The organism is Pseudomonas graminis, assembly GCF_900111735.1.
Classification (GTDB): domain Bacteria; phylum Pseudomonadota; class Gammaproteobacteria; order Pseudomonadales; family Pseudomonadaceae; genus Aquipseudomonas; species Aquipseudomonas graminis.
Genome location: NZ_FOHW01000031.1, coordinates 19,250 through 44,030, shown reverse-complemented (window position 1 = coordinate 44,030; position 24,781 = coordinate 19,250). Strand labels below are relative to the sequence as shown.

Here is a 24,781-nt window from a genome sequence, read left to right as displayed (position 1 = left end):
GCATCCAGTGGGAACGATCAACCGCGAAATTGATGGCGCACAAACTGGCCTCTTCCCGGCTAAAGCCGGTCCCACTAAAAAGCATCGCGTACTTCCAGTGGGATTGGCGCTGACCGTAGGACCGGCTTCAGTCGGGAAGCTTTTGATCTGCTTAAACGCGCTTTTAATCTTCATACGCAAAAAGCTCAGTCACCACAAAACGCGACTTTGGTGCAGGCTGAACGCAGGTTTCGCGCAGTGGGCCGAGCCGCATGGATGCGGCGAGAGCTGCCCCCCGCCAAGGATGGCGGATGGCAGCGGGCCCACGGAGCGGGACCGGAGTGAAGGAACCCTGAGGAACGAAGGGCCCAACCGAGAGCAGGCACTTTTGGTTACTTTTAGTGCTTTTTAAAAGTAAATCGCCGAAGGCGAAACAGTCTGCCCTTAGGCAGACGCCCTTGATCCTGTCGCACTGAGCAACGCCGCAGATCCGGGGACAGATTAATTTACGATGAAGCACTGTAAATAAATCAGTCCCCTCAACCAGTCCCCTCAACCCGAAGCCTGCAACCCGATGTCCGAATATGTCGCAGCATCGCAAGCAGATTCAGGGCGCCACTCGTTAAGCTGCACCAGAGCCGAACAAATGTGACGGCACACACACCAAAAGCGTTAGTAAAACAGGCAACGCGAAACGCGACGCCCCCTGTCACGTTATGCTGACTATCATCGACCATACGCAAACGTGACAAACGAACACGCTCCACCCGACACACGCATCTCTCCTATATAAAAGCTCAAGCCAATCGGAGTACCACAGATGGCGTTCTTCACCGCAGCCAGCAAGTCCGACTTCCAGCACCAACTGCGAGCGGCACTGGCTCAGCACATCAGCGAACAGGCACTGCCACAAGTGGCGCTGTTCGCCGACCAATTCTTCGGCATCATCTCCCTCGACGAACTCACCCAGCGCAGACTCTCTGACCTGGCCGGTTGCACCCTCTCGGCCTGGCGCCTGCTCGAACACTTCGAGCACGGCACCCCTGAAGTGCGGGTCTACAACCCCGATTACGAACGTCACGGCTGGCAGTCCACCCACACCGCCGTCGAAGTGCTGCACCACGACCTGCCGTTCCTGGTCGACTCGGTGCGTACCGAACTGAACCGCCGCGGCTACAGCATCCACACGCTGCAGACCACCGTGCTCAGCGTGCGTCGGGACGAGAAAGGCCAGTTGCTCGAACTGCTGCCAAAAGGCACCAGCGGCGACGGCGTGCTGCAAGAATCGTTGATGTACCTGGAGATCGACCGTTGCGCCAATGCCGCGGAGCTGAACGTGCTTGCCCGCGAACTGGAGCAGGTGCTGGGCGAAGTCCGCGTTGCCGTTGAAGACTTCGAGCCGATGAAAGCCAAGCTCCACGAGCTGCTGGCCGGCATCGACGCCACCGAATACAACATCGACCCGGAGGAGAAATCCGAGGTCAAAGTGTTCCTCGAATGGCTGGTGAACAACCACTTCACCTTCCTCGGCTATGAAGAATTCACCGTCAGCAACGAAGGCGAGGGCGGTCAGCTCCAGTACGACCCGTCGTCCTTCCTTGGCCTGACCAAATTGCTGCGCGCCGGCCTCACAGCCGATGACCTGCACATCGAAGGCTATGCAGTGAAGTATCTGCAAGAGCCGACCCTGCTGTCGTTCGCCAAAGCCGCGCACCCGAGCCGTGTGCATCGCCCGGCCTACCCGGACTACGTGTCGATCCGCCAGATTGACGCCGACGGCAACGTCATCAAGGAATCGCGCTTCATGGGCCTGTACACCTCGTCGGTGTATGGCGAAAGCGTGCGCGCCATTCCGTACATCCGCCGCAAGGTCGCCGAAGTCGAACGCCGCTCCGGGTTCGACGCCAAGGCGCACCTGGGCAAGGAACTGGCGCAAGTGGTTGAAGTGCTGCCGCGCGACGACCTGTTCCAGACCCCGGTGGACGAACTGTTCACCACCGTCATGTCGATCGTGCAGATCCAGGAGCGCAACAAGATTCGCGTGTTCCTGCGCAAGGACCCGTACGGCCGTTTCTGCTACTGCCTGGCCTACGTGCCGCGCGACGTCTACTCCACCGAGGTCCGTCAGAAGATCCAGCAAGTGCTGATGGATCGCCTGAAAGCCACTGACTGCGAGTTCTGGACGTTCTTCTCCGAGTCGGTGCTGGCGCGCGTGCAGCTGATTCTGCGTGTGGACCCGAAAGTCGCCCTAGACATCGACCCGCTGCAGCTGGAAAACGAAGTTATCCAGGCTTGCCGTTCGTGGAAAGACGACTACGCCAGTCTGGTCATCGAAAGCTTCGGCGAAGCCCAGGGCACCAATGTCCTGGCCGATTTCCCGAAAGGTTTCCCGGCCGGCTACCGCGAGCGTTTCGCCGCGCACTCCGCCGTGGTCGACATGCAACACGTGCTGAGCCTGTCCGAAGCCAATCCGCTGGTGATGAGCTTTTATCAGCCGCTGTCGGGCGACAAGGCGCAGCTGCACTGCAAGCTGTACCACGCCGACACGCCGCTGGCGCTGTCCGACGTTCTGCCGATTCTGGAAAACCTAGGCTTGCGCGTACTCGGTGAATTCCCGTACCGCCTGCGCCACACCAACGGCCGCGAGTTCTGGATTCACGATTTTGCGTTCACCTACGGCGAAGGTCTGAACCTGGACCTGCAACAGCTCAACGACACGCTGCAGGACGCCTTCGTCCACATCGTTCGTGGCGAGGCCGAGAACGACGCCTTCAACCGCCTGGTGCTGACGGCCGGTTTGCCGTGGCGCGACGTGGCGCTGCTGCGTGCCTACGCGCGTTACCTGAAGCAGATCCGTCTGGGCTTTGATTTGGGTTACATCGCCAGCACGCTGAACAACCACGCCGATATCGCTCGCGAGCTGACGCGTCTGTTCAAGACCCGCTTCTATCTGGCGCGCAAGCTGAGCGGCGGCGACCTCGACGACATGCAGCAGCGTCTGGAACAGGCGATTCTGACTGCGCTGGACGGCGTGCAAGTGCTCAACGAAGACCGCATCCTGCGTCGCTACCTTGACCTGATCAAGGCGACCATGCGCACCAACTTCTACCAGACCGACGTCAACGGCCAGAGCAAGAGCTACTTCAGCTTCAAGTTCAACCCGCGTCTGATCCCCGAGCTGCCGAAGCCGGTGCCGAAGTTCGAAATCTTCGTTTACTCGCCGCGCGTCGAGGGCGTCCACCTGCGCTTTGGCAACGTGGCCCGTGGCGGCCTGCGCTGGTCCGACCGTGAAGAAGACTTCCGCACCGAAGTGCTGGGTCTGGTCAAAGCCCAGCAGGTGAAGAACTCGGTCATCGTGCCGGTCGGTGCCAAGGGTGGTTTCCTGCCCCGTCGTCTCCCGACCACCGGGACCCGCGACGAGATCCAGGCCGAAGCGATCGCCTGCTACCGCCTGTTCATTTCCGGTTTGCTGGACATCACCGACAACCTGAAAGAAGGCGTCCTGGTGCCGCCGGCCAACGTCGTGCGCCACGACGACGATGACCCGTACCTGGTCGTCGCCGCCGACAAAGGCACCGCGACCTTCTCCGACATCGCCAACGGTATCGCCATCGACTACGGTTTCTGGCTTGGTGACGCCTTCGCTTCCGGCGGCTCGGCGGGTTACGACCACAAGAAAATGGGCATCACCGCCAAGGGCGCGTGGGTCGGCGTGCAGCGCCACTTCCGCGAGCGCGGCATCAACGTGCAGCAGGACAGCATCAGCGTGATCGGCGTCGGCGACATGGCCGGTGACGTGTTCGGTAACGGCCTGTTGATGTCCGACAAGCTGCAACTGGTCGCGGCCTTCAACCACCTGCACATCTTCATCGACCCGAATCCGGACCCGGCCAGCAGCTTTGTCGAGCGTCAGCGTCTGTTCGACCTGCCGCGTTCGGCGTGGACCGATTACGACACTAGCCTGATGTCCGAAGGCGGCGGTATCTTCCCGCGCAGCGCGAAGAGCATCGCGATCACCCCGCAGATGAAAGCGCGCTTCGACATCACTGCTGACAAACTGACCCCGACCGAGTTGATGCACGCGCTGCTCAAGGCGCCGGTGGATCTGCTGTGGAACGGCGGCATTGGCACCTACGTCAAGGCCAGCACCGAGTCCCATGCGGACGTCGGCGACAAGGCCAACGACGCATTGCGCGTCAACGGCAACCAGTTGCGCTGCAAAGTGGTGGGCGAGGGCGGCAACCTCGGCATGACCCAGCTGGGCCGTGTCGAATTCGGCCTGATGGGCGGCGCGACCAACACCGACTTCATCGATAACGCCGGTGGTGTGGACTGCTCCGACCACGAAGTGAACATCAAGATCCTGCTGAACGAAGTGGTCCAGGCGGGCGACATGACCGAGAAGCAGCGCAACCTGCTGCTCGAAAGCATGACCGACGAAGTGGGCAACCTCGTTCTCGGCAACAACTACAAGCAGACCCAGGCCCTGTCCCTGGCGGAGCGCCGTGCCTACGAGCGCATCGCCGAGTACAAGCGCCTGATGAGCGACCTGGAAGCGCGCGGCAAGCTGGACCGTGCCATCGAGTTTCTGCCGGCGGAAGATCAACTGGCCGAGCGCATCGCCGAGAAGAAGGGCCTGACCCGGGCCGAGCTGTCGGTGCTGATTTCCTACAGCAAGATCGACCTCAAGGAAGCGCTGCTGGAATCCCGTGTGCCGGACGACGACTACCTGGCGCGCGACATGGAAACGGCGTTCCCGCCGTCACTGGGCGCGAAGTTCTCCGAGTCGATGCGTCGTCACCGTCTGAAGCGCGAAATCGTCAGCACGCAGATCGCCAACGATCTGGTCAACCACATGGGCATCACGTTCGTGCAGCGACTCAAAGAGTCCACCGGCATGACCGCAGCCAACGTGGCCGGCGCTTACGTGATCGTGCGTGACATTTTCCACCTCCCGCACTGGTTCCGTCAGATCGAGTCCCTGGACTACAAGGTGCCGGCCGAGATTCAGCTGGCGTTGATGGATGAGCTGATGCGTCTGGGCCGTCGCGCGACGCGCTGGTTCCTGCGCAGCCGTCGCAATGAACTGGACGCGGCCCGTGATGTGGCGCACTTCGGTCCGCACATCGCGGCGCTGGGTCTGAAGCTGGACGAGTTGCTGGAAGGGCCGACCCGTGAGGTCTGGCAGACGCGTTATCAGGAGTACGTCGCGGCGGGCGTGCCGGAGTTGCTGGCGCGGATGGTGGCAGGTACGAGTCACCTGTACACGCTGTTGCCGATCATCGAGGCGTCTGATGTGACCGGTCAGAATGCAGCGGACGTGGCGAAGGTGTATTTCGCGGTGGGCAGTTCGCTGGATGTGACGTGGTATCTGCAGCAGATCAGTGCGTTGCCGGTGGAGAACAATTGGCAGGCGCTGGCCCGTGAGGCGTTCCGTGATGATATCGATTGGCAGCAGCGGGCGATTACGGTGTCGGTGTTGCAGATGCCGAATGGTCCTGCGGATGTCGAGGAGCGTTTGAGTCTGTGGCTTGAGCAGCATTTGCCGATGGTCGAGCGCTGGCGCGCGATGTTGGTTGAGTTGCGTGCGGCGAGCGGCAACGATTATGCGATGTATGCGGTCGCTAACCGTGAGTTGCTGGATCTGGCGATGAGTGGGCAGTCGGCTGTGGTTTGAGGGTTTAGTCGGCTGTAACAGGAAGCCCCGCGTTGAGAGACGCGGGGCTTTTTTGTTTTGTTGTTTTTAAGGTCAAGAGCGTCTGCCTGGGGGCAGACTGTTTCGCCTTCGGCGAGTTACTTGATAAAGCCCCAAGTAACCAAGGGCTTTTGCTCCTGGTTTGGCCCTTCCTTCGTCAGGGTTCCTTCACTCCGGTCTCGCTCCGTGGGCCCGCCACCATCCGCCATCCGCCGTCCATGCCGCTCGGCCCACTCCGCGAGACCTGCGTTCAGCCTGCACCCAAGTCGCGTTTGGCGGTGTCTGGGCTTTTTGCGTATGAAGATCAAAAGCAAAGCAGATCAAAATCAGATCAACAGCTTCCCGGCTGAAGCCGGTCCCACAGGGTGTACGCGGTGTGCTTTTTAGTGGGACCGGCTTTAGCCGGGAAGGGGCCAGTGTGGACGCTGGCAATTTTGCTGATCGGACATCTTGTCTGTGGGAGCGAGCTTGCTCGCGAATGCTGTTGATCGTTCCCACGCTCCGCGTGGGCATGCATCCCGAGACGCTCTGCGTCGCTCTTCCAAAGGCTGAGCGGTTATTTCAATCGCGCCATGCTGATGGCGTCGACGAGGACGCCGTCGCGGATGGCGTAGTCCCGCAGGCGGCCTTCGGTCTCGAAGCCGAACTTGCGGTAGAGGGCCAGGGCGGCTTCGTTGTCGGCAAATACGGTCAGTTCAACCCGGTGCAGGTTCATCCAGTTGTCCGCGACTTCCAGCACGGCGGCCATCAGTCTCGACCCAACGCCTTTACCGTGCCAGCCCGACGCCACGCCCATGCCGATCGCGCCGACATGGCGCTGGCGAATGCGCGCGTATTGCTCCAGACCAATGTTGCCGATCACCTGACCCTGATGCAGAGCGACAAGCTTCAATGAGCGCTCATCCGCCCCTGCCAGCCGTTTGCGCCAGACATCGGCCGACTGATACGGCATCTGAAGCACCTGACGGCACACCTCAGGATCGTTATACAACCCGGTGACACCTTCGATATGGGCTTCGGTAAAACGATGGATAACCACCTGATCGACAGCAACATTCACTGGATTCATCCTTTGAAAACAGAAAGAGGGCACAGTCTAAGCGGCCAATTGCTGCCATGGCTACGCCGCCAGCGCCCAAAAGCATGGACGTCGCGCGTTGTGACGCGGAGCGTCACGGGAGGCATGCCCACGCGGAGCGTGGGAACGATCAACGTGTCAGGCCGTGAAATTGCCGTCGTCCACACCGGCCCCTTCCCGGCTGAAGCCGGTCCCACTAAAAGCAGCGCGTGCAGTCAGTGGAACCGATTTCCCGGCTGAAGCCGGTCCCACCAACAGCAGCGCGTATGCTCGTAGGACCGGCTTCAGCCGGGAAGCCGTTGATCTGCTTCTGATCTGCTTCTGATCTGCTTTTGATCTTCGTACACAAAAAGTCCAGCCACCGCCAAACGCGACTTGGGTGCAGGCTGAACGCAGGTCTCGCGGAGTGGGCCGAGCGGCATGGATGCCGCGAGAGCCGCCCCCCGCCATGGATGGCGGATGGCGGCGGGCCCACGGAGCGAGACCGGAGTGAAGGAACCCTGACGAAGGAAGGGCCAAACCGAGAGCAGGCACTTTTGCTTACTTTTGGTGCTTTTCAAAAGTAAGTCGCCGAAGGCGAAACCATTGGCCGTTAGGCCAACTTCAGCGTCACCACAAAAATTCGCATAAACCCAAATACCCGCGCCAGCAAAAAAGCCCATAAAAAAACCCCGCCGAAGCGGGGTTCTCTCAACACGGTCTCAGCTGTTAAGCCTGAACAACCGGGATATTAGCGTTCGCTGCAGCCTCTCGGAATTCCGCGATCTGATCGAAGCTCAAGTAACGGTAAACATCGGCAGCCATGCTGTCGATCTTGCCCGCGTACTCCATATACTCCTCAACCGTCGGCAGACGACCCAGAATCGACGCCACAGACGCCAACTCAGCCGACGCCAGATACACGTTCGCCCCATCACCCAAACGGTTCGGGAAGTTACGGGTCGACGTCGACACCACGGTCGAATTCGGCTCCACACGTGCCTGGTTACCCATGCACAGCGAGCAGCCCGGCATTTCCATGCGCGCGCCGGCCTTGCCGTAGATACCGTAGTAGCCTTCTTCGGTCAGTTGATGAGCGTCCATCTTGGTCGGCGGCGACAGCCACAGACGCGTAGGAAGCTGACCTTTGACCTGATCCAGCAACTTGCCCGCAGCGCGGAAGTGACCGATGTTGGTCATGCACGAACCGATGAACACTTCGTCAATCTTCTCGCCAGCAACGCTGGACAGCAGACGGGCGTCGTCCGGATCGTTTGGCGCGCAGAGCACAGGCTCTTTGATGTCGGCCAGATCGATCTCGATGATTTCTTCGTACTCGGCATCAGCGTCCGCAACCATGAGTTCCGGATTGGCGACCCAGGCTTCCATCGCTTGAGCACGACGTTCCAGGGTGCGCGGATCGCCGTAACCCTGTTCGATCATCCAGCGCAGCAGGGTGATGTTCGAGTTCAGGTATTCGGTGATCGATTCTTTCGACAGCTTGATCGTGCAACCTGCGGCAGAACGCTCGGCCGAGGCGTCGGACAGTTCGAATGCCTGCTCGATGCTCAGGTTGTCCAGGCCTTCGATTTCCAGGATGCGACCCGAGAAGGCGTTTTTCTTGCCCTTCTTCTCGACGGTCAGCAAACCCTTCTGGATCGCGAAGTAAGGAATCGCGTGAACCAGGTCGCGCAGGGTGATGCCCGGTTGCATCTCGCCCTTGAAGCGGACCAGGATCGACTCAGGCATGTCCAGTGGCATCACGCCAGTGGCCGCGGCAAACGCCACCAGACCGGAACCGGCCGGGAACGAAATCCCCATCGGGAAACGGGTGTGGGAGTCGCCGCCGGTACCGACGGTGTCCGGCAGCAGCATGCGGTTCAGCCAGCTGTGGATGATGCCATCGCCCGGACGCAGGGAAACGCCGCCGCGGGTCATGATGAAGTCAGGCAGCGTGTGGTGCGTGGTCACGTCGATCGGCTTTGGATACGCCGCGGTGTGGCAGAACGACTGCATCACCAGATCGGTGGAGAAGCCCAGGCACGCCAGGTCTTTCAGTTCATCACGGGTCATCGGACCGGTGGTGTCCTGGGAACCGACGGTGGTCATCTTCGGTTCGCAGTAGGTGCCAGGACGCACACCTTTGCCTTCCGGCAGACCGCAGGCCTTGCCCACCATCTTCTGCGCCAGGGTGAAACCTTTGCCGGTGTCGACAGGGGCTTCAGGCAGCTTGAACAGGTCGGTCGGGCCCAGGCCCAGTTCAGCACGCGCCTTGTCGGTCAGGCCACGGCCGATGATCAGCGGGATACGACCGCCGGCACGGACTTCGTCCAGCAGCACCGGGGTCTTCAGTTCGAAGGTGGTGATGACTTCTTCACTGTCGTGCTTGCAGACTTTGCCAGCGTATGGGTAAACGTCGATCACGTCGCCCATGTTGATGTTCGAGACATCGAATTCGATTGGCAGAGCGCCGGCATCTTCCATGGTGTTGTAGAAGATCGGGGCAATCTTGGTGCCGAAGCAGAAACCGCCAGCGCGCTTGTTCGGTACGTTCGGGACGTCGTCGCCGAAGAACCACAGCACCGAGTTGGTCGCCGACTTGCGCGAAGAACCGGTGCCGACCACGTCGCCCACGTAGGCGATAGGGAAACCCTGGCTGCGCATTTCTTCGATCTGTTTCATCGGGCCGATGGAGCCCTGAACGTCAGGCACGATGCCTTCCCGGGCCATCTTCAACATGGCGAGGGCGTGCAGCGGGATATCTGGACGCGACCAGGCATCAGGTGCAGGCGACAGGTCGTCGGTGTTGGTTTCGCCGGTCACTTTGAAGACGCGCAGGCTGATCTTGTCAGCCAGGGTCGGACGCTTGCGGAACCACTCGCCGTCAGCCCAGGACTGCAGCACGCCTTGGGCGATTGCATTACCGTTTTTGGCTTTTTCAGCGACGTCGTGGAACGCGTCGAACATCAGCAGGGTGTGCTTGAGCTGGTCGGCAGCGACCTGGCCCAATGCAGCGTCGTCCAGCAGCTCGACCATGGTCACGATGTTGTAACCGCCCTGCATGGTGCCGAGCAGCTCTACAGCGTGTTTACGGTCCAGCAGAGGGGAAGTGACTTCGCCCTTGGCCAGGGCAGAAAGGAAACCGGCTTTGACGTAGGCAGCTTCGTCAACGCCCGGTGGAACGCGATTGGTGATCAGATCAAGCAGGAAAGCTTCTTCGCCAGCCGGTGGGTTTTTCAGCAGCTCGACCAGGCCTGCGGTTTGTTCGGCGTTAAGCGGCTGGGGCACGATACCCAGGGCGGCACGCTCTTCGATGTGTTTACGGTAGGCTTCAAGCACAGTATTACCCTCATCAGTGGTCCCAAATGGGTGTCCGGGACGCTCATCCAGAGAAGGTCCGCATCGACGCGCTCGAACTTTTTAAAGTTTCTTGGCAGGAAGCTGACGATCTCCAACAGAAGCTGTTTTCAAAGTTTTACGCCTGCATCGAACGGTTTGAGAGGGGAACGCAGGGCGAACCTGCGTTAAACCGGACTGCGGGGTTGGGCTCTCTACGAGGGTAAAAAGCCCTGACTGTGCTCGTGACGCTTTGAAAACAGCTTCCAACGGACATTGGCGCCTTAAAAGGCCCGGTGATTCTACGGTAAAAAACCGCTGAAGGTAAGTTAGCCCCTACAGGTTGAAGGGTGTACCTCGTTAGACAAAGGGCTAACATGCCGGCTTGTTTCGTTCGCCGTCGTGTTGCCTTGCCATGCCCAATCAAATCATCAAGACGCCCTGCGTGGGCCTGTGCTCCACCGTCTACGGCGACCTCGTGTGCCGTGGATGCAAGCGCTTCCACCACGAAGTGATTCACTGGAACGGCTACGACGAAGACGCGAAGCGCGCCGTCTGGCTGCGCCTGGAACAGCTGCTGGTGCAAGTGATGGCGGGGAAGGTCGAGGTCTTCGATCCGGCCAGGCTGCGGGCGCAACTGGAGCAACGCAAGATCCGTTTCGTCCCGCACCAGTCCGAATATTGCTGGGCGTACCAGTTGATTGCCCGGGGCGCGCGGGTGATCAACCAGCTGGACGCCTACGGCATGGTGCTGCTGCCGGAATTTCGCGACTGGTCGCTGCCTGAGTTGCGCGATGCCATTGATCGGGAGTTCTTCCTGCTCTCCGAAGCGCACTACGAGCGCTACATCGCGCCCGGCTTTCTCAAGGATGCTATGGGCGCGGTCTGACAGTGGCGTGACCCTCACGCGCTGGAAGTAAATCCTGCGCTTTTCATCTGCCCAGGCTGGCTCTGCCCGTCAGGCTCCGTATAATGCTGCGCCTTGCCCAGCCAGCCATCCGTGAACCCATGCAGATTTATCCAGAAATCGACGCCTTCCTGCTTTGCCCCACGCCCGACAGCTGGGTTCAGGCCGCCTTGCAGAATCTGGATATCCTGCTGATCGATCACGCCAACAATGAAAAGAAGGCCGCCGGCGCGGCGTTTCAGTTCATGTTCCAGTACAACGACAAGTTCGATCTGCTGGCCAAAATGTCGCGGCTGGCGCGCGAAGAGCTGCGTCACTTCGAGCAGGTGATCGGCATCATCAAGAAGCGCAACATCCCGATGGCCAACATCAGCTCGGCGCGCTATGCCGGGTCCCTGCGCAAACTCGTTCGTACCCACAACCCGTATCGCCTGACCGACGCGCTGGTCGTCGGCGCCATCGTTGAAGCCCGCTCGTGTGAGCGCTTCGCTGCGCTGGTGCCGCATCTGGATGAAGACCTGTCGAAGTTCTACGCAAGCCTGCTCAAGTCCGAAGCCCGGCATTTTCAGGATTATCTGAAGCTGGCTTACACCTACGGCAACGAAGCAGACGTCGACGCCAAGATCGAAGAAATCCGTCTGGCCGAGCGCGAGCTGATCCTGAGCCCGGACGAAGACTTCCGTTTTCACAGTGGTGTACCGGCGCTTTAAGCCCATCAATGGCAAACGCTGTTTTGTAGGCGCGCGCTTGCCCGCGAATCGGTTCGCACATTCGACGTAATCATCGGCCGTCACGACGCTTTCGCCAGCAAGCCGGCTCCTACGGATCGGTGGCGAAATCACTCAGTTGCTCTACCTCTGGATCACCTCATTAGCCGGGCGAACCACGTTCGTCCGAATTCGCGCGCCTTAAATATTGTTTCATTGTGTGTTTGCTGCCTAGGCAGTAAGATCCGCCCCATTCACTGCCTAAGCAGATAATGGGTAGCTATCAATGGCACATTTCACTCCTGAAAATTTTCACGACAGCCTGCTGGGCATGTTGCTGGGTCGGGCTGATCAGCTGAAAAACCGCATCCTCGACCGGTATCTCGAGCCCCATGGCGTCACTGCACAGCAATACAAAGTGCTGGTGATGATCGCCCGGTTCTGTGCCGAGACCCCGGCTGACATTTGTCGCATGTTGAACCTCGACAGTGGCTCGATGACCCGCATGCTCGACCGTCTTGAGCAGAAAAATCTGTTGTCACGCGCGCGCTCGGAATCCGACCGACGTCAGGTGCAACTGGTGCTGACCGACGAAGGGAAGGCGCTTTCCGACCTGCTGCCGGAAATCGGCGCACACGCGATGAACGAGATGGTGGGCGTGCTGGAAGACAGCGAGCTGCTGGCGCTGGAAAAGATTCTGACGAAAATTCTGGTTGCCTCGGGCGACTCCATCACGATTGCCCGGATCGCCGAACGATGAGCACTCACATTCAGCGGGGCTCAACCCTGCGCACGTCCTTGAGCGTGATAGTCGTGGCACTGGTGCTGGCCGGTTGTGCCAGCTCCAAAGGCCTGAAAACCGAAGCCGTCGGCATCGATTCCAACAGTCTGCAGACCGCCCGGAGCCTCAACGGCATCACCCTGTCTCCAGCGGCATGGCCGAAGCGCGACTGGTGGACCAGCCTGGGTGATCCGCAGCTCAATAGCCTGATCAGCGAAGCGCTGCGCGACAGTCCGGACATGCAGATCGCTGCGGCCCGTACCCACCAGGCCACAGCGCAGGCGTATGCCGCCGACGCCGAACGCATGCCGACCGTAGAAGCCGACGCCAGCGTCAGCCGTTCGCGCCTGGCCCGTGACCAGGACCCGACCGGTGCAGGCGGGCGCTACAGCACTTTGCGCAGCCTAAGCGCCGGCTTCAATTACAACTTCGATCTGTGGGGCGGCCAGCGTGCTGCGTGGGAAGCGGCGCTGGGCCAGGCCCGCGCCAGCGAAGTCGATCAGCAAGCGGCTCAACTGACCCTGGCTGCCGATGTCGCCCGTGCCTACAGCGACCTGGGCCAGGCCTACATCGTCCGCGACCTGGCAGCCGAAGACCTCAAACGCACGAGTCAATTGCTGGACCTCGGCTCGCGGCGCTTCAAGTCCGGCATCGACAGCGAGTACCAGTACGAGCAGACCCAGAGCCTTGAAGCCAACTCCCGCGAATCCCTGGCGGACGCGGACAAGAGCCTGCGCAGCGCCAAAATCCAGTTGGCCGTGCTGATGGGAAAAGGCCCGGACCGCGGCGAACTGCTGAGCCGGCCTGCCGTCCTGCAGCCCGCAGTAGTCGCCTTGCCTTCGGTGGTGCCTGCCGAATTGCTGGGCCGTCGTCCGGATCTGGTCGCCGCGCGCTGGCGGGTTGAAGCGGCGAGCAAAAACATCGACGTCAGCAAGACCAGCTTCTATCCGAACCTCAACCTGAGTGCGTCGGCAGGGGTGGAGTCGCTGCTGGGTGATGCGATGTTTGGCTCGGCCAGTCGCTTCTTCAACGTCGCCCCGACGGTGTCGCTGCCGATCTTCGACGGTGGCCGCCGCCGCGCCGACCTCGACGCGCGGGACGCCGACTACGACCTCGCCGTGGCGCAGTACAACAAGACGCTGGTCCGGGCGCTGGGGGATGTCAGCGATGGCATCGGTCAGTTGCGCGATATCCGCCGCCAGATCGAGGCCCGCCAGCAGGCGACTGACGTGATTCAGAAATCCTACGACACCGTCGTTCAGCGCTATTCATCCGGTATCGGCAATTACCTGGACGTGCTGAGCGTCGAGCAACAACTGCTGCAATCGCAACGCCAACAGGCTGATCTCAACGCGGAACAAATCGATCTTTCGATCCAGTTGATGCAGGCCCTCGGGGGAGGCTTCGAAGAAAGCAAGTCCGGCGAAAACGCCGCCCCGGTCGTCCCGTCAACTGCTTCGCTGACTCATTAAGGTAATCGTCATGGCCACTGCCACTACCGACAACAATGCTGCAAACGAACAAAAGGACGTCAACGCTTCGGCGCCTGACAATGCCGCTGACAAAGCCGCCGAGAAGACCACGCCGACCAAGAATCCGCGCAAGCGCAAGCTGTTGTTGCTCGGCCTGTTGCTGATCGTGGTACTTGGTGTGATTGGCGTCTGGGCCTGGTACGAAATGTACGGTCGCTGGAGCGAGAGCACCGACGATGCCTACGTGAACGGCAACGTCGTGGAGATCACCCCGCAAGTCACCGGGACGGTAGTGAGCATTGGCGCTGATGACGGCGATCTGGTCCGCGAAGGTCAGGTGCTGGTGCAGTTCGACCCCAATGACGCCGAAGTCGCGCTGCAAAGTGCCGAAGCCAATCTGGCGAAAGTGGTGCGTCAGGTGCGCGGCCTTTACAGCAACGTCGATGGCATGAAGGCGCAACTGGCGGCCCAGCGCGCTGAAGTGCAGAGAGCCCAGGATAACTACAACCGTCGTCGCAGCCTGGCGGCCGGCGGGGCGATTTCCCAGGAAGAGCTGTCCCACGCCAAGGATGACCTGACCACCGCGCAGAACGCGTTGACCAACATCCAGCAGCAGCTGGCAACCAGCACCGCGTTGGTGGACGACACTCAGGTCTCTTCGCACCCGGACGTCAAATCGGCGGCCGCGCAACTGCGTCAGGCTTACCTGAGCAATGCGCGCAGCACGCTGATCGCGCCGGTCACCGGTTACGTCGCCAAGCGCACCGTGCAACTGGGTCAGCGGGTTCAGCCGGGCACAGCGCTGATGGCGGTGATTCCCCTCGATCAGCTGTGGATCGACGCCAACTTCAAGGAAACCCAGCTCGGCCAGATGCGCATCGGCCAGCCAGTGGACATCGAAGCGGACCTGTACGGCGGCGACGTCAAATACAGCGGCACCGTGGACAGCGTCGGCGCCGGCACCGGCAGTGCCTTTGCCTTGCTGCCCGCGCAGAACGCCACCGGTAACTGGATCAAGATCGTCCAGCGTGTGCCAGTGCGGGTTCGCATCAATGCCGACGAACTGGCCAAACACCCGCTGCGCATCGGCCTGTCGACCACCGTTGACGTGAACCTGCACGACCAGAGCGGTCCGGTGCTGGCGCAGCAACCGCCGAAGCAGCCGCTGTTCACCACCGATGTCTACGCCAGACAACTGGCCGACGCCGACACCATGATTGCCCGCGTTATCCACGAGAACAGCGCGTCAACCGGCGGCAAGACGGCCCAGCGCTGATTCGCCAATCCATCTGCCCCGGCCCGCTTCTGCCGGCCGGGGTGATCTTCGAGTGTCAAAGGATTCGCGATGAGTACTAACGCTCCCGCTTCTTTTACGCCGCCAAGCCTGTTGCTGACCACCATCGGCCTGTCGCTGGCGACTTTCATGCAAGTGCTCGACACCACCATCGCCAACGTGGCCCTGCCGACCATCTCCGGCAACCTCGGCGTGAGTTCAGAGCAGGGCACGTGGGTTATTACCTCGTTCGCGGTCAGTAATGCCATCGCGCTGCCGCTGACCGGCTGGCTGAGCCGGCGCTTCGGCGAGGTGAAACTGTTTCTCTGGGCCACGCTGCTGTTCGTGATGGCCTCCTTCCTCTGCGGCATCTCCACTTCGATGCCTGAGCTGGTGGGTTTCAGGGTATTGCAGGGCATGGTTGCCGGGCCGTTGTACCCGATGACGCAAACGCTGCTGATCGCCGTTTATCCCCCTGCGAAACGGGGGATGGCATTGGCATTGCTGGCGATGGTGACGGTTGTAGCGCCGATTGCCGGGCCGATTCTCGGCGGCTGGATCACCGACAGTTACAGCTGGCCGTGGATCTTCTTCATCAACGTACCGATCGGTCTGTTCGCAGCGTTCGTGGTGCGTCAGCAGATGGCTACCCGGCCGGTCAGCACCAGTCGCCAGCCCATGGATTACGTGGGGCTTATCACGCTGATCATCGGCGTGGGTGCGCTGCAGATCGTGCTCGACAAAGGCAATGATCTGGACTGGTTCGAGTCGAACTTCATCATTATCGGTTCGGCGATTTCGGCGATTGGTCTGGCGGCATTTGTCATCTGGGAGATGACGGATGATCACCCGGTGGTCAACCTGCGGCTGTTTGCGTTTCGCAACTTTCGCTACGGGACGCTCTGTCTGATCGGGGGGTATGCGGCGTTCTTCGGGATCAACCTGATCCTGCCCCAGTGGTTGCAAACCCAGATGGGCTATACGGCGACTTACGCCGGGCTGGCGGTGGCGCCACTCGGGGTGCTGCCAGTGTTGATGTCGCCCTTCGTGGGCCGTTATGCGCACAAATTCGACCTGCGACTGCTGGCCGGCATCGCGTTTCTGGCGATGGGCCTGAGCTGCTTCATGCGTGCGGATTTCACCAGTCAGGTGGATTTCGAGCATATCGCGCTGGTGCAGTTGTTCATGGGGGCGGGTGTAGCGCTGTTCTTCATGCCGACCTTGAGTATTCTGCTCTCTGACCTGCCGCCGTCGCAGATTGCCGACGGCTCGGGCCTGGCGACGTTCCTGCGTAACCTGGGCGGCAGCTTCGCGGCGTCCTTGACCACCTGGATCTGGATACGCCGCGCCGATCAGCACCACGCCTATCTGAGCGAAAGCGTGAACGCCTACGAGCCGACGACGCGGCATGCGCTGGAGACCCTGGGCGGGGCGAGCAATCAGGCCTACGCGCAGCTTGATTCGATGGTCACCAGTCAGGCGTACATGATGTCGACGGTGGACTACTTCTACATGATGGGCTGGGTGTTCCTGTCGCTGATCCTGATCATCTGGCTGGCCAAACCGCCGTTTACCGCGAAGGCGGCGCCTGGGGGAGGGCATTGATCACCGCTGTCGGGCGCATACGGTAGGAGCGTGGCGTGTCCCGCGATCGGCCGGGCACCGGTCGCGAACCCGCGAGTGCGGTGTATGAGGTGCCCACAATGTGTGGGCCTGGCAGAGATCAGTGTAGGAGCGCGCTTGCCCGCGAATGCGTTATTCCAGACGCTAGTGTTTGAATGACCCACCGCTCTTCGCGGGCAAGCGCGCTCCTACACGTTCAGTGCATGGCGATCATCGAAATTCAGTCCTGACGTGTCGCCAAACCCGACTCGGGCTCAAACGCAAACGATTCCAGATGAACGCCCGATTCATCGATCTGCAGCAACCAGCCCTCGCGATCCCAGTCCCCGAGCACGATGCGCTGCGCCGTGGTCTGGCCCAGTTCAACCTCGTGAACCGCAGGCCGATGGGTGTGACCGTGGATCAGCGTTTTCACGCCAGACGCATTCATCACCCGCGGCACTTCTTCAGGCGTCACATCGACAATGTCGTTGGCCTTCATCCGCGTCTGCGCACGGCTTTCGTTGCGCAGCTTGCGCGCCAGCTTGTGCCGTGTGCTCAACGGCAGATGCCGCAGCACCCACAGCGTCAGCGGATGGCGCAGATAACGGCGCATGCGCATGTAGGCTTCGTCACGCGTGCACAGACTGTCGCCGTGCATCAGCAACACCGGTTCGCCGTTGAAATTCACGACGCTCGGGTCCTTGAGCAGCGTGCAGCCCGCGGCTTTGCAAAACGCCTGGCCGATCATGAAGTCGCGATTGCCATGCATCAGGTACACCCGCGTGCCGCTGTCGCTTAATACGCGCAACGCCTGGCAGATCGATCGCTGGAAGGGCGACATGGCGTCATCGCCAATCCAGGCCTCGAAAAAGTCCCCGAGGATGTACAGCGACTCGGCCCCACGAGCGCGCCCATTCAGCAGACCGAGAAACGCCCGGGTAATGTCCGGGCGTTCCTCTTCCAGGTGCAGATCGGAGATCAGCAATATCACTCAACGATCTCGGCTTTCTCGATGATCACGTCGTCAGTCGGCACATCTTGATGACCGGCCTTGGACGTGGTGGCGACGCCTTTGATCTTGTCGACCACGTCGGTGCCTTCCACCACTTCAGCGAACACGGCGTAGCCCCAGCCCTGTACGGTCTTGGCGCTGTGGTTGAGGAAGTCGTTGTCGGCGACGTTGATGAAGAACTGCGCCGAGGCTGAATGGGGCTCCATGGTGCGGGCCATGGACACCGAATACTTCTTGTTCGGCAGGCCGTTGTCGGCTTCGTTCTGGATGCTCGGGCGCTTGTCTTTCTTCTCTTTCATGCCGGGCTCGAAACCGCCGCCCTGGATCATGAAGTTGCCGATCACGCGGTGAAATACAGTGTTTTCGTAGTGGCCGGCTTTGACGTATTCGATGAAGTTGGCGACGGTGAGCGGCGCCTTCTCTGCGTTCAATTGCAGAACGATTTCACCGTGGTTGGTGGTCAGCTTTACTTTCGACATGGTCAGCTCGCTCTTTGAAGTCGTGGTGAGAGGCAGTGATCGCGGCAGTCGGCCATCGGGGTGCGAGGCCAGTGCCGCTGATTCACACCAGGCGGGCAGTTTACAGAGGGTAGCCGCTGCTCGGGTAGCTGCGATTGCGCCGGCAGTTGCCGCTGACACCGCGCCCATCTCGGCAGTTTTGTCACAGCGCGCTGTCAGGGGCTTGACAGCTTCGGCTATGATAGGCGCTTTGATTTAACCGGCCTTCCTGGCCGCGACCCGTACAAGGATCCTATGAGCAAGCCCACTCAAGATGCCGCTGCGAACTCCAAGGCAGGCCCTGCCATTCCAACCAACTTCCTGCGCCCCATCGTGCAGGCAGACCTGGATTCGGGCAAGCACACCCAGATCGTGACCCGCTTCCCGCCGGAGCCCAACGGCTACCTGCACATCGGTCACGCCAAGTCGATCTGCGTCAACTTTGGTCTGGCTCAGGAATTCGGCGGCGTCACGCATCTGCGCTTCGACGACACCAACCCGGCGAAGGAAGACCAGGAATACATCGACGCCATTGAAGCCGACGTCAAATGGCTGGGCTTCGAGTGGTCCGGCGAAGTGCGTTATGCCTCGCAGTACTTCGACCAGCTGTACGCCTGGGCGGTGCATCTGATCGAAACGGGCAAGGCCTACGTCGATGACCTGACCCCCGAGCAGGCTCGCGAATACCGCGGCACCCTGACCGAGCCGGGCAAGAACAGCCCGTTCCGCGATCGCAGCGTCGAAGAAAACCTCGACCTGTTCAGCCGCATGAAAGCCGGTGAGTTCGAAGACGGCGCCCGCGTCCTGCGCGCCAAGATCGACATGGCTTCGCCGAACATGAACCTGCGCGATCCGATCCTCTACCGCATTCGTCACGCCCACCACCATCAGACCGGTGACAAGTGGTGCATCTACCCGATCTACGATTTCACCCACGGTCAGTCGGACGCCATCGAAGGCATCACCCATTCGATCTGCACCCTGGAATTCGAGAGCCATCGCCCGCTTTACGAGTGGTTCCTCGACAACCTGCCGGTGCCGTGCAAGCCGCGCCAGTACGAGTTCTCGCGCCTGAACCTGAACTACACCATCACCAGCAAGCGCAAGCTCAAGCAACTGGTCGATGAAAAGCACGTGCATGGCTGGGACGACCCTCGCATGTCGACGCTGTCGGGCTTCCGCCGTCGCGGTTACACCCCGGCGTCGATCCGCAATTTCTGCGAAATGATCGGCACCAACCGTTCCGACGGCGTGGTCGATTTCGGCATGCTGGAATTCAGCATCCGTCAGGACCTGGACCACAACGCCCCGCGCGCCATGTGCGTGCTGCGTCCGCTGAAAGTCGTGATCACCAATTACCCGGAAGGCCAGGTCGACCACCTCGAACTGCCGCGCCATCCGCAGAAGGAAGAGCTCGGCGTGCGCAAGCTGCCGTTCTCCCGCGAGATCTACATCGACCGTGAAGACTTCATGGAAGAGCCGCCGAAAGGCTACAAGCGTCTTGAGCCGAATGGCGAAGTGCGCCTGCGTGGCAGCTACGTGATTCGCGCCGACGAAGCGATCAAGGACGCCGACGGCAACATCGTCGAGCTGCGCTGCTCCTACGACCCGGAAACTTTGGGCAAGAACCCTGAAGGCCGCAAGGTCAAAGGCGTTGTGCACTGGGTGCCGGCAGCGGAAAGCATCGAGTGCGAAGTGCGTCTGTACGACCGTCTGTTCCTGTCGGCAAACCCTGAGAAAGCAGAAGAGGGCAAGACCTTCCTGGACAACATCAACCCAGGCTCCTTGCAGGTTTTGACCGGTTGTCGCGCTGAACCGTCGTTGGCTGACGCTCAGCCGGAAGACCGTTTCCAGTTCGAACGCGAAGGTTATTTCAGCGCGGATCTGAAGGACTCGAAACCCGGTCATCCGGTCTTCAACCGGACTGTGACGCTCCGCGACTCGTGGAGCTAAGGTAGGCAACGTGCTTTCTATCTACAACACGCTCAGCAAGAGCAAAGAAGTCTTCAAGCCGCTGGATGGCAACAAGGTGCGCATGTACGTCTGCGGGATGACCGTGTACGACTACTGCCACCTGGGCCACGGCCGCAGCATGGTGGCGTTCGACGTCGTCACCCGCTGGTTGCGTTTCAGCGGCTACGACTTGACCTACGTGCGCAACATCACCGACATCGACGACAAGATCATCAACCGCGCCCGTGAAAACGGCGAGGCGTTCGACGCCCTGACCGCGCGCATGATCGACGCGATGCACGAGGACGAAGCGCGCCTGAACATCCTCAAGCCGGACATGGAGCCGCGTGCCACCGATTACATCGGCGGCATGCACGACATGATCCAGCGCCTGATCGACAAGGGCTATGCCTACGCCCCGGGCAATGGCGACGTGTATTACCGCGTCGGCAAATTCCTCGGTTACGGCAAGCTGTCGCGCAAGAAGATCGAAGACCTGCGCATCGGCGCGCGGATCGAGGTCGACGAAGCCAAGGACGACCCGCTGGATTTCGTGCTGTGGAAAGGCGTCAAGCCGGGCGAACCGAGCTGGGAATCGCCGTGGGGCGCAGGGCGTCCGGGCTGGCACATCGAATGCTCGGTAATGTCCACCTGCTGCCTGGGTGAGACCTTCGACATTCATGGCGGCGGCAGCGACCTGGAATTCCCGCACCACGAAAACGAGATTGCCCAGAGCGAAGCCGCGACCGGCAAGACCTACGCCAACGCCTGGCTGCACTGCGGCATGATCCGCATCAATGGCGAGAAGATGTCCAAGTCCCTGAACAACTTCTTCACCATTCGCGACGTGCTGGATAAATACCATCCGGAAGTGGTGCGTTACCTGCTGGTGTCGAGCCACTACCGCAGCGCGATCAACTATTCCGAAGACAGCCTGAAGGAATCCAAAGGCGCGCTGGAGCGGTTCTATCACGCGCTCAAGGGGCTGCCGGTTGCGGAGCCAGCGGGTGGCGAAGCGTACGTCGAGCGTTTTTCGACTGCCATGAACGACGACTTCGGTACGCCGGAAGCGTGCGCCGTGTTGTTCGAGATGGTCCGCGAGATCAACCGCCTGCGCGACAGCGATGTCAACGCAGCGGCAGGTCTGGCGGCGCGTTTGAAGGAGTTGGCCAGTGTGCTGGGCGTGTTGCAGCTGGAGGCCGATGACTTCCTGCGCGCCGGCGCCGAAGGTCGTGTGGATGCCACAGAAGTCGAAGCTTTGATCGCCGCCCGCTTGCAGGCGCGCGCTGACAAGAACTGGGCTGAAGGCGACCGCATCCGCGATCAACTCACCGCCATGGGCGTGGTGCTGGAAGACAGCAAAGGCAGCACCACCTGGCGCTTGGCGGACTGATCGGCAGCGCGTGTTAAATCGCTTGATCGTTCCCACGCTCCGTGTGGGAATGCCTCGCCAGACGCTCCGCGTCTTCGTTGACGCGGAGCGTCTTGGGCGGGGTTACCACGCGGAGCGTGGGAACGATCAGCGTCCCGAAGGTCGTTTGGCAAATTGTTGATTTCTACTGGCCTGCTGCCGTTCGCGCTTGGGCGCCTCAAGCCAGCACTGCGAGCGACGTGTACCTGGCAACCATCGCGTCTGACGTAATTAGCTTCATCGGTTCAGTGATGGCGGCAGCAACGATTAGCCTATCGAATGGGTCGCGATGATGGTGTTCCAGATCTTTGACTGCGATTGCATGTTCAACGCTGACAGGGAGCTCGATAAAGCCGCTGTCTCGGCAGTACTCGCGAATCTCCTCAAGATCGGCCGTTAGTTTCCCCAAGCCAATCTTTATCGACATCTCCCAAAACGTGGCGGCGCTGATGTAAACCTCAGTAGCGGTTTCGATCAGTTTTTTTGCTTTGGGAGAAAGCTTCGGGTCGTCAGTCAGAGCCCACAGAAGAATATGAGTATCCAGCAGTATCCTCATGGGCGACTGCCTTCGAAATCATCCAGCACAGAGGCAGAAAGCGGTGCATCGAAGTCGTCCGGTAGTTGAAGAATACCTTTCATAGCACCGATGCGTTTACCGGTGGGCCGCCCGATCGGGACGAGGCGCGCCATTGCGCGACCATGTTTAGCGATCGTGATAGTCTGGCCCGCCGCAGCGTCATCTACCAGTTTTGACAGATTGTCCTTGGCCTCACCGAGAGGGACGATAATCATGACGTATGCTCGCATTCGGAAATATTGGCCAAATATAGCCATATAATTCTTCTTGCCCAAGCCACCGTTACAATTCTGTGCTGATTGTGGCGACCCCCTGCGTGGGAACACCTCGTCTGACGCTCCGCGTCTCATTTGACGCGGAGCGTCATCGGCGGGTTGCCACGCGGAGCGTGGGAACCATCTAAGCCTTCAAAACCCCTGTTCCCTCAGCCGCTTGTACAGCGTATTCCGGCTCACCCCCAGGCGTTTCGCCAACTGCGAGATGTTCCCGCCGGCCGCCTGCAACAACTCGCTCAACTCCTCCGGCGTGTCCAGCGCAGCCTTGCGGTTGAGCACTGTCTCGGGCTCGACGCGCTCACAGCCCATCGCCAGGTCCGCAAAAAAGTCTTCCGGCAGATGCTCGGTGGAAATCGGTTGATCATCGGCCAGGGCCAACGCCACCTGAATCACGTTGCTCAACTGCCGCAGGTTTCCCGGCCAAGGGTGCCGTTCGAACAGCTCCATCACCTGCGGCTCAAAGCCTGCTGTCTGCTGCGGTTCGCGGTGCTGCTCCCAGATCGCGCGAACCAGCGCGGGTTTATCGCTGCGATCCCGCAGCGGCGGCAACTCCAGGTTCAAGCCACTGATGCGGTAGTACAAATCCCGACGAAACCGCCCGTTCTGCACATGCTCGCGCAGTGAACAATGGGTCGCGGAAATCACCCGGATGTCCACCGGATACAACTCGCTGCTGCCCACCGGCTGCACGCATCGTTCCTGCAACACCCGCAGCAAACGCGCCTGAACCGGCAGCGGCATGTCGCCGATCTCGTCGAGAAACAGCGTGCCCTTGTCGGCCTTGCGAATCAGCCCGATGCTGCCTTTATGGTGAGCGCCGGTGAACGCGCCTTTTTCATAGCCAAACAGTTCGGCCTCGACCAGCTCCGACGGGATCGCCGCGCAGTTCACGGCAATCATGGGCTGATCGGCGCGGGAGCTGGCGCGGTGCAGGGCCTTGACGAACACTTCCTTGCCCACACCCGTCTCACCCAAGATCAACAGCGGGACATTCTTCTCCAGCAGTCGCTGCCCCTGACGCGCGGCTTTCTCGATCCGCTCGTCCCCCATGCCGGGCTCAATGGCGCCTACCGTGATTGATCGGGAATGAATCGGAACAGGCGCATGCACCGTCCTGAGCTTGAGCACCGGCGCCTTCGGCCGCTTCAGCACGCAATGGAAACGGTTGTGGCCAGAGGCCTGAAGCGGGAAGGGCTGGCCTTCCATTTGATCAAGCAGATCGGCGATCGGTGCCTTGAACAGGTTTTCGATGTTGACGTTGAGCAGGCTGAGACCCAGCAGGTTGTCGGCGCGACGGTTGGCGCAGAGCACACGGCCGCTTTCATCGAACACCAACAGGCCGGCCCACTGGCTGTCGAGGTTGTTCAGGCCGGTGTTGAACACGAGCTGAAAATGGCTGTGCTGGAACTGGTCGAGGATCAGCCGGTTTTCGATGGTCTGGCTCATCATCTTGACCATCCCAAGGGTGTGGGAGGGCGGCAGGAAGCTGTCGCTGGACACATCGAGCACCGCGATCATCCGCCGCGACGCATCGAAAATCGGTGCCGCCGAGCCGGTCATGAAACGGTTGGCCTTGAGAAAGTGTTCATCGTGTTCAATGTGAACAGCCTGTTCACAGGCCAGCGCCGTACCGATGGCGTTGGTGCCGGCGCTTTGCTCCAGCCAGCTGGCCCCGGCGACGAAACCCGGCTGTTGATCCGGTTCCACGAAGCGCTTGTTGCCCCAGGAATTGAGCACCCGACCCTGCTGATCGGCGAGCAGGATCAGGCAGTTGGAATTGCTCAGGATGTTCTCGTAGAAGGGCAGCACCTGCTGATGGGTGGTCTGCACCAGCGAATGGTGGCGCTCGAGCAGTTGCGAAACCTGCTGATCGGGCAGGCGACCGAAGGACGGCCGTGACTGGTGGTCGAGGCCGAACTCGCGGCAACGGGCCCACGAGTCCTGAATGATGGTGTCGTGGCTGGGGGATGCGCCTGCTGTGGCCATGAAATGGCTCCGTCCGAGTACTTTTATTTATTGTTGTCGAGATGCCGCTAGGCAGAGCATCCCTGCTCGAAAACGTCCACCCATTGTTGTTCAGGATTGTTCAAAGTCAATGTTCATTTTGTTCAGGTGTTCAGCCTTTCCTGTTCATTTATGTTCATCAACGAATGCCGATATCTGCGACAAATTGTCGCAACCGCTCTAGTCCGCACATTACAGCCAGAAAACTCTTGAGCGGTCCGGTTGGCACGATTGTCGCTA

16 protein-coding genes are annotated in these 24,781 nt (G+C 60.5%); 9 read left to right on the top strand and 7 right to left on the bottom strand.

The window, feature by feature from the left end; all coding sequences use genetic code 11:
• Positions 1–799: 799 nt before the first annotated feature.
• A complete protein-coding gene (locus BMY98_RS20265; protein ID WP_074892111.1) occupies positions 800–5,656 on the top strand; it encodes an NAD-glutamate dehydrogenase in 4,857 nt (1,618 codons plus the stop codon).
• 574 nt (positions 5,657–6,230) lie between these two features.
• Here the strand turns inward: BMY98_RS20265 and BMY98_RS20260 are convergent.
• Positions 6,231–6,734 (bottom strand): GNAT family N-acetyltransferase, encoded by a 504-nt coding sequence (locus tag BMY98_RS20260; protein WP_425438894.1) that lies wholly within the window; start codon positions 6,732–6,734, stop codon positions 6,231–6,233.
• A gap of 726 nt (positions 6,735–7,460) precedes the next feature.
• Positions 7,461–10,070 carry a bifunctional aconitate hydratase 2/2-methylisocitrate dehydratase gene (gene acnB, locus BMY98_RS20250; RefSeq protein ID WP_074892105.1) on the bottom strand — a complete coding sequence of 870 codons (2,610 nt, stop codon included), beginning with the start codon at positions 10,068–10,070 and terminating at the stop codon, positions 7,461–7,463.
• Between the two features lie 412 nt (positions 10,071–10,482).
• Here acnB and BMY98_RS20240 point away from each other — a divergent pair, with 412 nt between their 5' ends.
• The 6 genes from BMY98_RS20240 (at position 10,483) to BMY98_RS20215 (ending at position 16,812) form a co-directional block, all read left to right on the top strand.
• The gene (locus BMY98_RS20240) at positions 10,483–10,956 is read left to right on the top strand and encodes a DUF1289 domain-containing protein (RefSeq protein WP_065986417.1); all 474 of its coding nucleotides are present in this window, start codon (positions 10,483–10,485) and stop codon (positions 10,954–10,956) included.
• 119 nt (positions 10,957–11,075) lie between these two features.
• Positions 11,076–11,684 carry a MiaE family protein gene (locus tag BMY98_RS20235; RefSeq protein ID WP_065986544.1) on the top strand — a complete coding sequence of 203 codons (609 nt, stop codon included), beginning with the start codon at positions 11,076–11,078 and terminating at the stop codon, positions 11,682–11,684.
• 283 nt (positions 11,685–11,967) lie between these two features.
• A complete protein-coding gene (locus tag BMY98_RS20230; RefSeq protein ID WP_074892101.1) occupies positions 11,968–12,441 on the top strand; it encodes a MarR family winged helix-turn-helix transcriptional regulator in 474 nt (157 codons plus the stop codon).
• Positions 12,438–13,934 (top strand): efflux transporter outer membrane subunit, encoded by a 1,497-nt coding sequence (locus BMY98_RS20225; RefSeq protein WP_074892100.1) that lies wholly within the window; start codon positions 12,438–12,440, stop codon positions 13,932–13,934. The genes BMY98_RS20230 and BMY98_RS20225 overlap by 4 nt, the downstream gene beginning before the upstream one ends.
• Positions 13,935–13,944: 10 nt before the next feature.
• On the top strand, positions 13,945–15,210 hold the full coding sequence (locus BMY98_RS20220; RefSeq protein WP_074892098.1) for an HlyD/EmrA/EmrK family protein: 1,266 nt from the start codon (positions 13,945–13,947) through the stop codon (positions 15,208–15,210).
• 69 nt (positions 15,211–15,279) lie between these two features.
• Positions 15,280–16,812, top strand: coding sequence for a DHA2 family efflux MFS transporter permease subunit (locus tag BMY98_RS20215; RefSeq protein ID WP_074892096.1), 1,533 nt, complete (start codon positions 15,280–15,282; stop codon positions 16,810–16,812).
• A 238-nt stretch (positions 16,813–17,050) separates the two neighbouring features.
• Here BMY98_RS20215 and BMY98_RS20210 read toward each other — a convergent pair whose 3' ends face one another.
• Together BMY98_RS20210 and BMY98_RS20205 are read right to left on the bottom strand one after the other, a co-directional pair.
• Positions 17,051–17,803, bottom strand: coding sequence for a UDP-2,3-diacylglucosamine diphosphatase (locus tag BMY98_RS20210; protein ID WP_074892094.1), 753 nt, complete (start codon positions 17,801–17,803; stop codon positions 17,051–17,053).
• Positions 17,800–18,303, bottom strand: a complete 504-nt coding sequence (locus tag BMY98_RS20205) for a peptidylprolyl isomerase (RefSeq protein ID WP_074892092.1) — start codon at positions 18,301–18,303, stop codon at positions 17,800–17,802. The genes BMY98_RS20210 and BMY98_RS20205 overlap by 4 nt, the downstream gene beginning before the upstream one ends.
• A 273-nt stretch (positions 18,304–18,576) precedes the next feature.
• Between BMY98_RS20205 and BMY98_RS20200 the strand changes: the two genes are divergently transcribed.
• Positions 18,577–20,274: a glutamine--tRNA ligase/YqeY domain fusion protein gene (locus BMY98_RS20200; RefSeq protein WP_074892090.1), complete on the top strand. Its 1,698-nt coding sequence runs from the start codon at positions 18,577–18,579 to the stop codon at positions 20,272–20,274.
• 10 nt (positions 20,275–20,284) lie between these two features.
• Complete coding sequence (gene cysS, locus BMY98_RS20195; protein ID WP_074892088.1) at positions 20,285–21,667, top strand: cysteine--tRNA ligase; 1,383 nt, start codon at positions 20,285–20,287, stop codon at positions 21,665–21,667.
• 196 nt (positions 21,668–21,863) lie between these two features.
• Here the strand turns inward: cysS and BMY98_RS20190 are convergent, their stop codons facing one another.
• The 3 genes from BMY98_RS20190 to BMY98_RS20180 all read right to left on the bottom strand — a co-directional run bounded on the left by BMY98_RS20190 (position 21,864) and on the right by BMY98_RS20180 (position 24,523).
• Positions 21,864–22,241, bottom strand: coding sequence for a type II toxin-antitoxin system VapC family toxin (locus BMY98_RS20190; protein WP_074892086.1), 378 nt, complete (start codon positions 22,239–22,241; stop codon positions 21,864–21,866).
• Positions 22,238–22,477 (bottom strand): type II toxin-antitoxin system Phd/YefM family antitoxin, encoded by a 240-nt coding sequence (locus tag BMY98_RS20185; protein ID WP_074892151.1) that lies wholly within the window; start codon positions 22,475–22,477, stop codon positions 22,238–22,240. Before BMY98_RS20185 ends, BMY98_RS20190 begins: the two co-directional genes overlap by 4 nt.
• Positions 22,478–22,669: 192 nt before the next feature.
• The gene (locus BMY98_RS20180; protein ID WP_074892084.1) at positions 22,670–24,523 is read right to left on the bottom strand and encodes a sigma-54-dependent Fis family transcriptional regulator; all 1,854 of its coding nucleotides are present in this window, start codon (positions 24,521–24,523) and stop codon (positions 22,670–22,672) included.
• Between the last annotated feature and the right edge of the window lie 258 nt (positions 24,524–24,781).

What these genes read in the sequence shown, in the direction of transcription:
- BMY98_RS20265 (WP_074892111.1), top strand. Translation starts at nt 800, where the DNA reads ATGGCGTTCTTCACCGCAGCCAGCAAGTCCGACTTCCAGCACCAACTG.
- BMY98_RS20240 (WP_065986417.1), top strand. Translation starts at nt 10,483, where the DNA reads ATGCCCAATCAAATCATCAAGACGCCCTGCGTGGGCCTGTGCTCCACC.
- BMY98_RS20235 (WP_065986544.1), top strand. Translation starts at nt 11,076, where the DNA reads ATGCAGATTTATCCAGAAATCGACGCCTTCCTGCTTTGCCCCACGCCC.
- BMY98_RS20230 (WP_074892101.1), top strand. Translation starts at nt 11,968, where the DNA reads ATGGCACATTTCACTCCTGAAAATTTTCACGACAGCCTGCTGGGCATG.
- BMY98_RS20225 (WP_074892100.1), top strand. Translation starts at nt 12,438, where the DNA reads ATGAGCACTCACATTCAGCGGGGCTCAACCCTGCGCACGTCCTTGAGC.
- BMY98_RS20220 (WP_074892098.1), top strand. Translation starts at nt 13,945, where the DNA reads ATGGCCACTGCCACTACCGACAACAATGCTGCAAACGAACAAAAGGAC.
- BMY98_RS20215 (WP_074892096.1), top strand. Translation starts at nt 15,280, where the DNA reads ATGAGTACTAACGCTCCCGCTTCTTTTACGCCGCCAAGCCTGTTGCTG.
- BMY98_RS20205 (WP_074892092.1), bottom strand. Translation starts at nt 18,303, where the DNA reads ATGTCGAAAGTAAAGCTGACCACCAACCACGGTGAAATCGTTCTGCAA.
- BMY98_RS20200 (WP_074892090.1), top strand. Translation starts at nt 18,577, where the DNA reads ATGAGCAAGCCCACTCAAGATGCCGCTGCGAACTCCAAGGCAGGCCCT.
- BMY98_RS20190 (WP_074892086.1), bottom strand. Translation starts at nt 22,241, where the DNA reads ATGAGGATACTGCTGGATACTCATATTCTTCTGTGGGCTCTGACTGAC.
- BMY98_RS20185 (WP_074892151.1), bottom strand. Translation starts at nt 22,477, where the DNA reads ATGATTATCGTCCCTCTCGGTGAGGCCAAGGACAATCTGTCAAAACTG.
- BMY98_RS20180 (WP_074892084.1), bottom strand. Translation starts at nt 24,523, where the DNA reads ATGGCCACAGCAGGCGCATCCCCCAGCCACGACACCATCATTCAGGAC.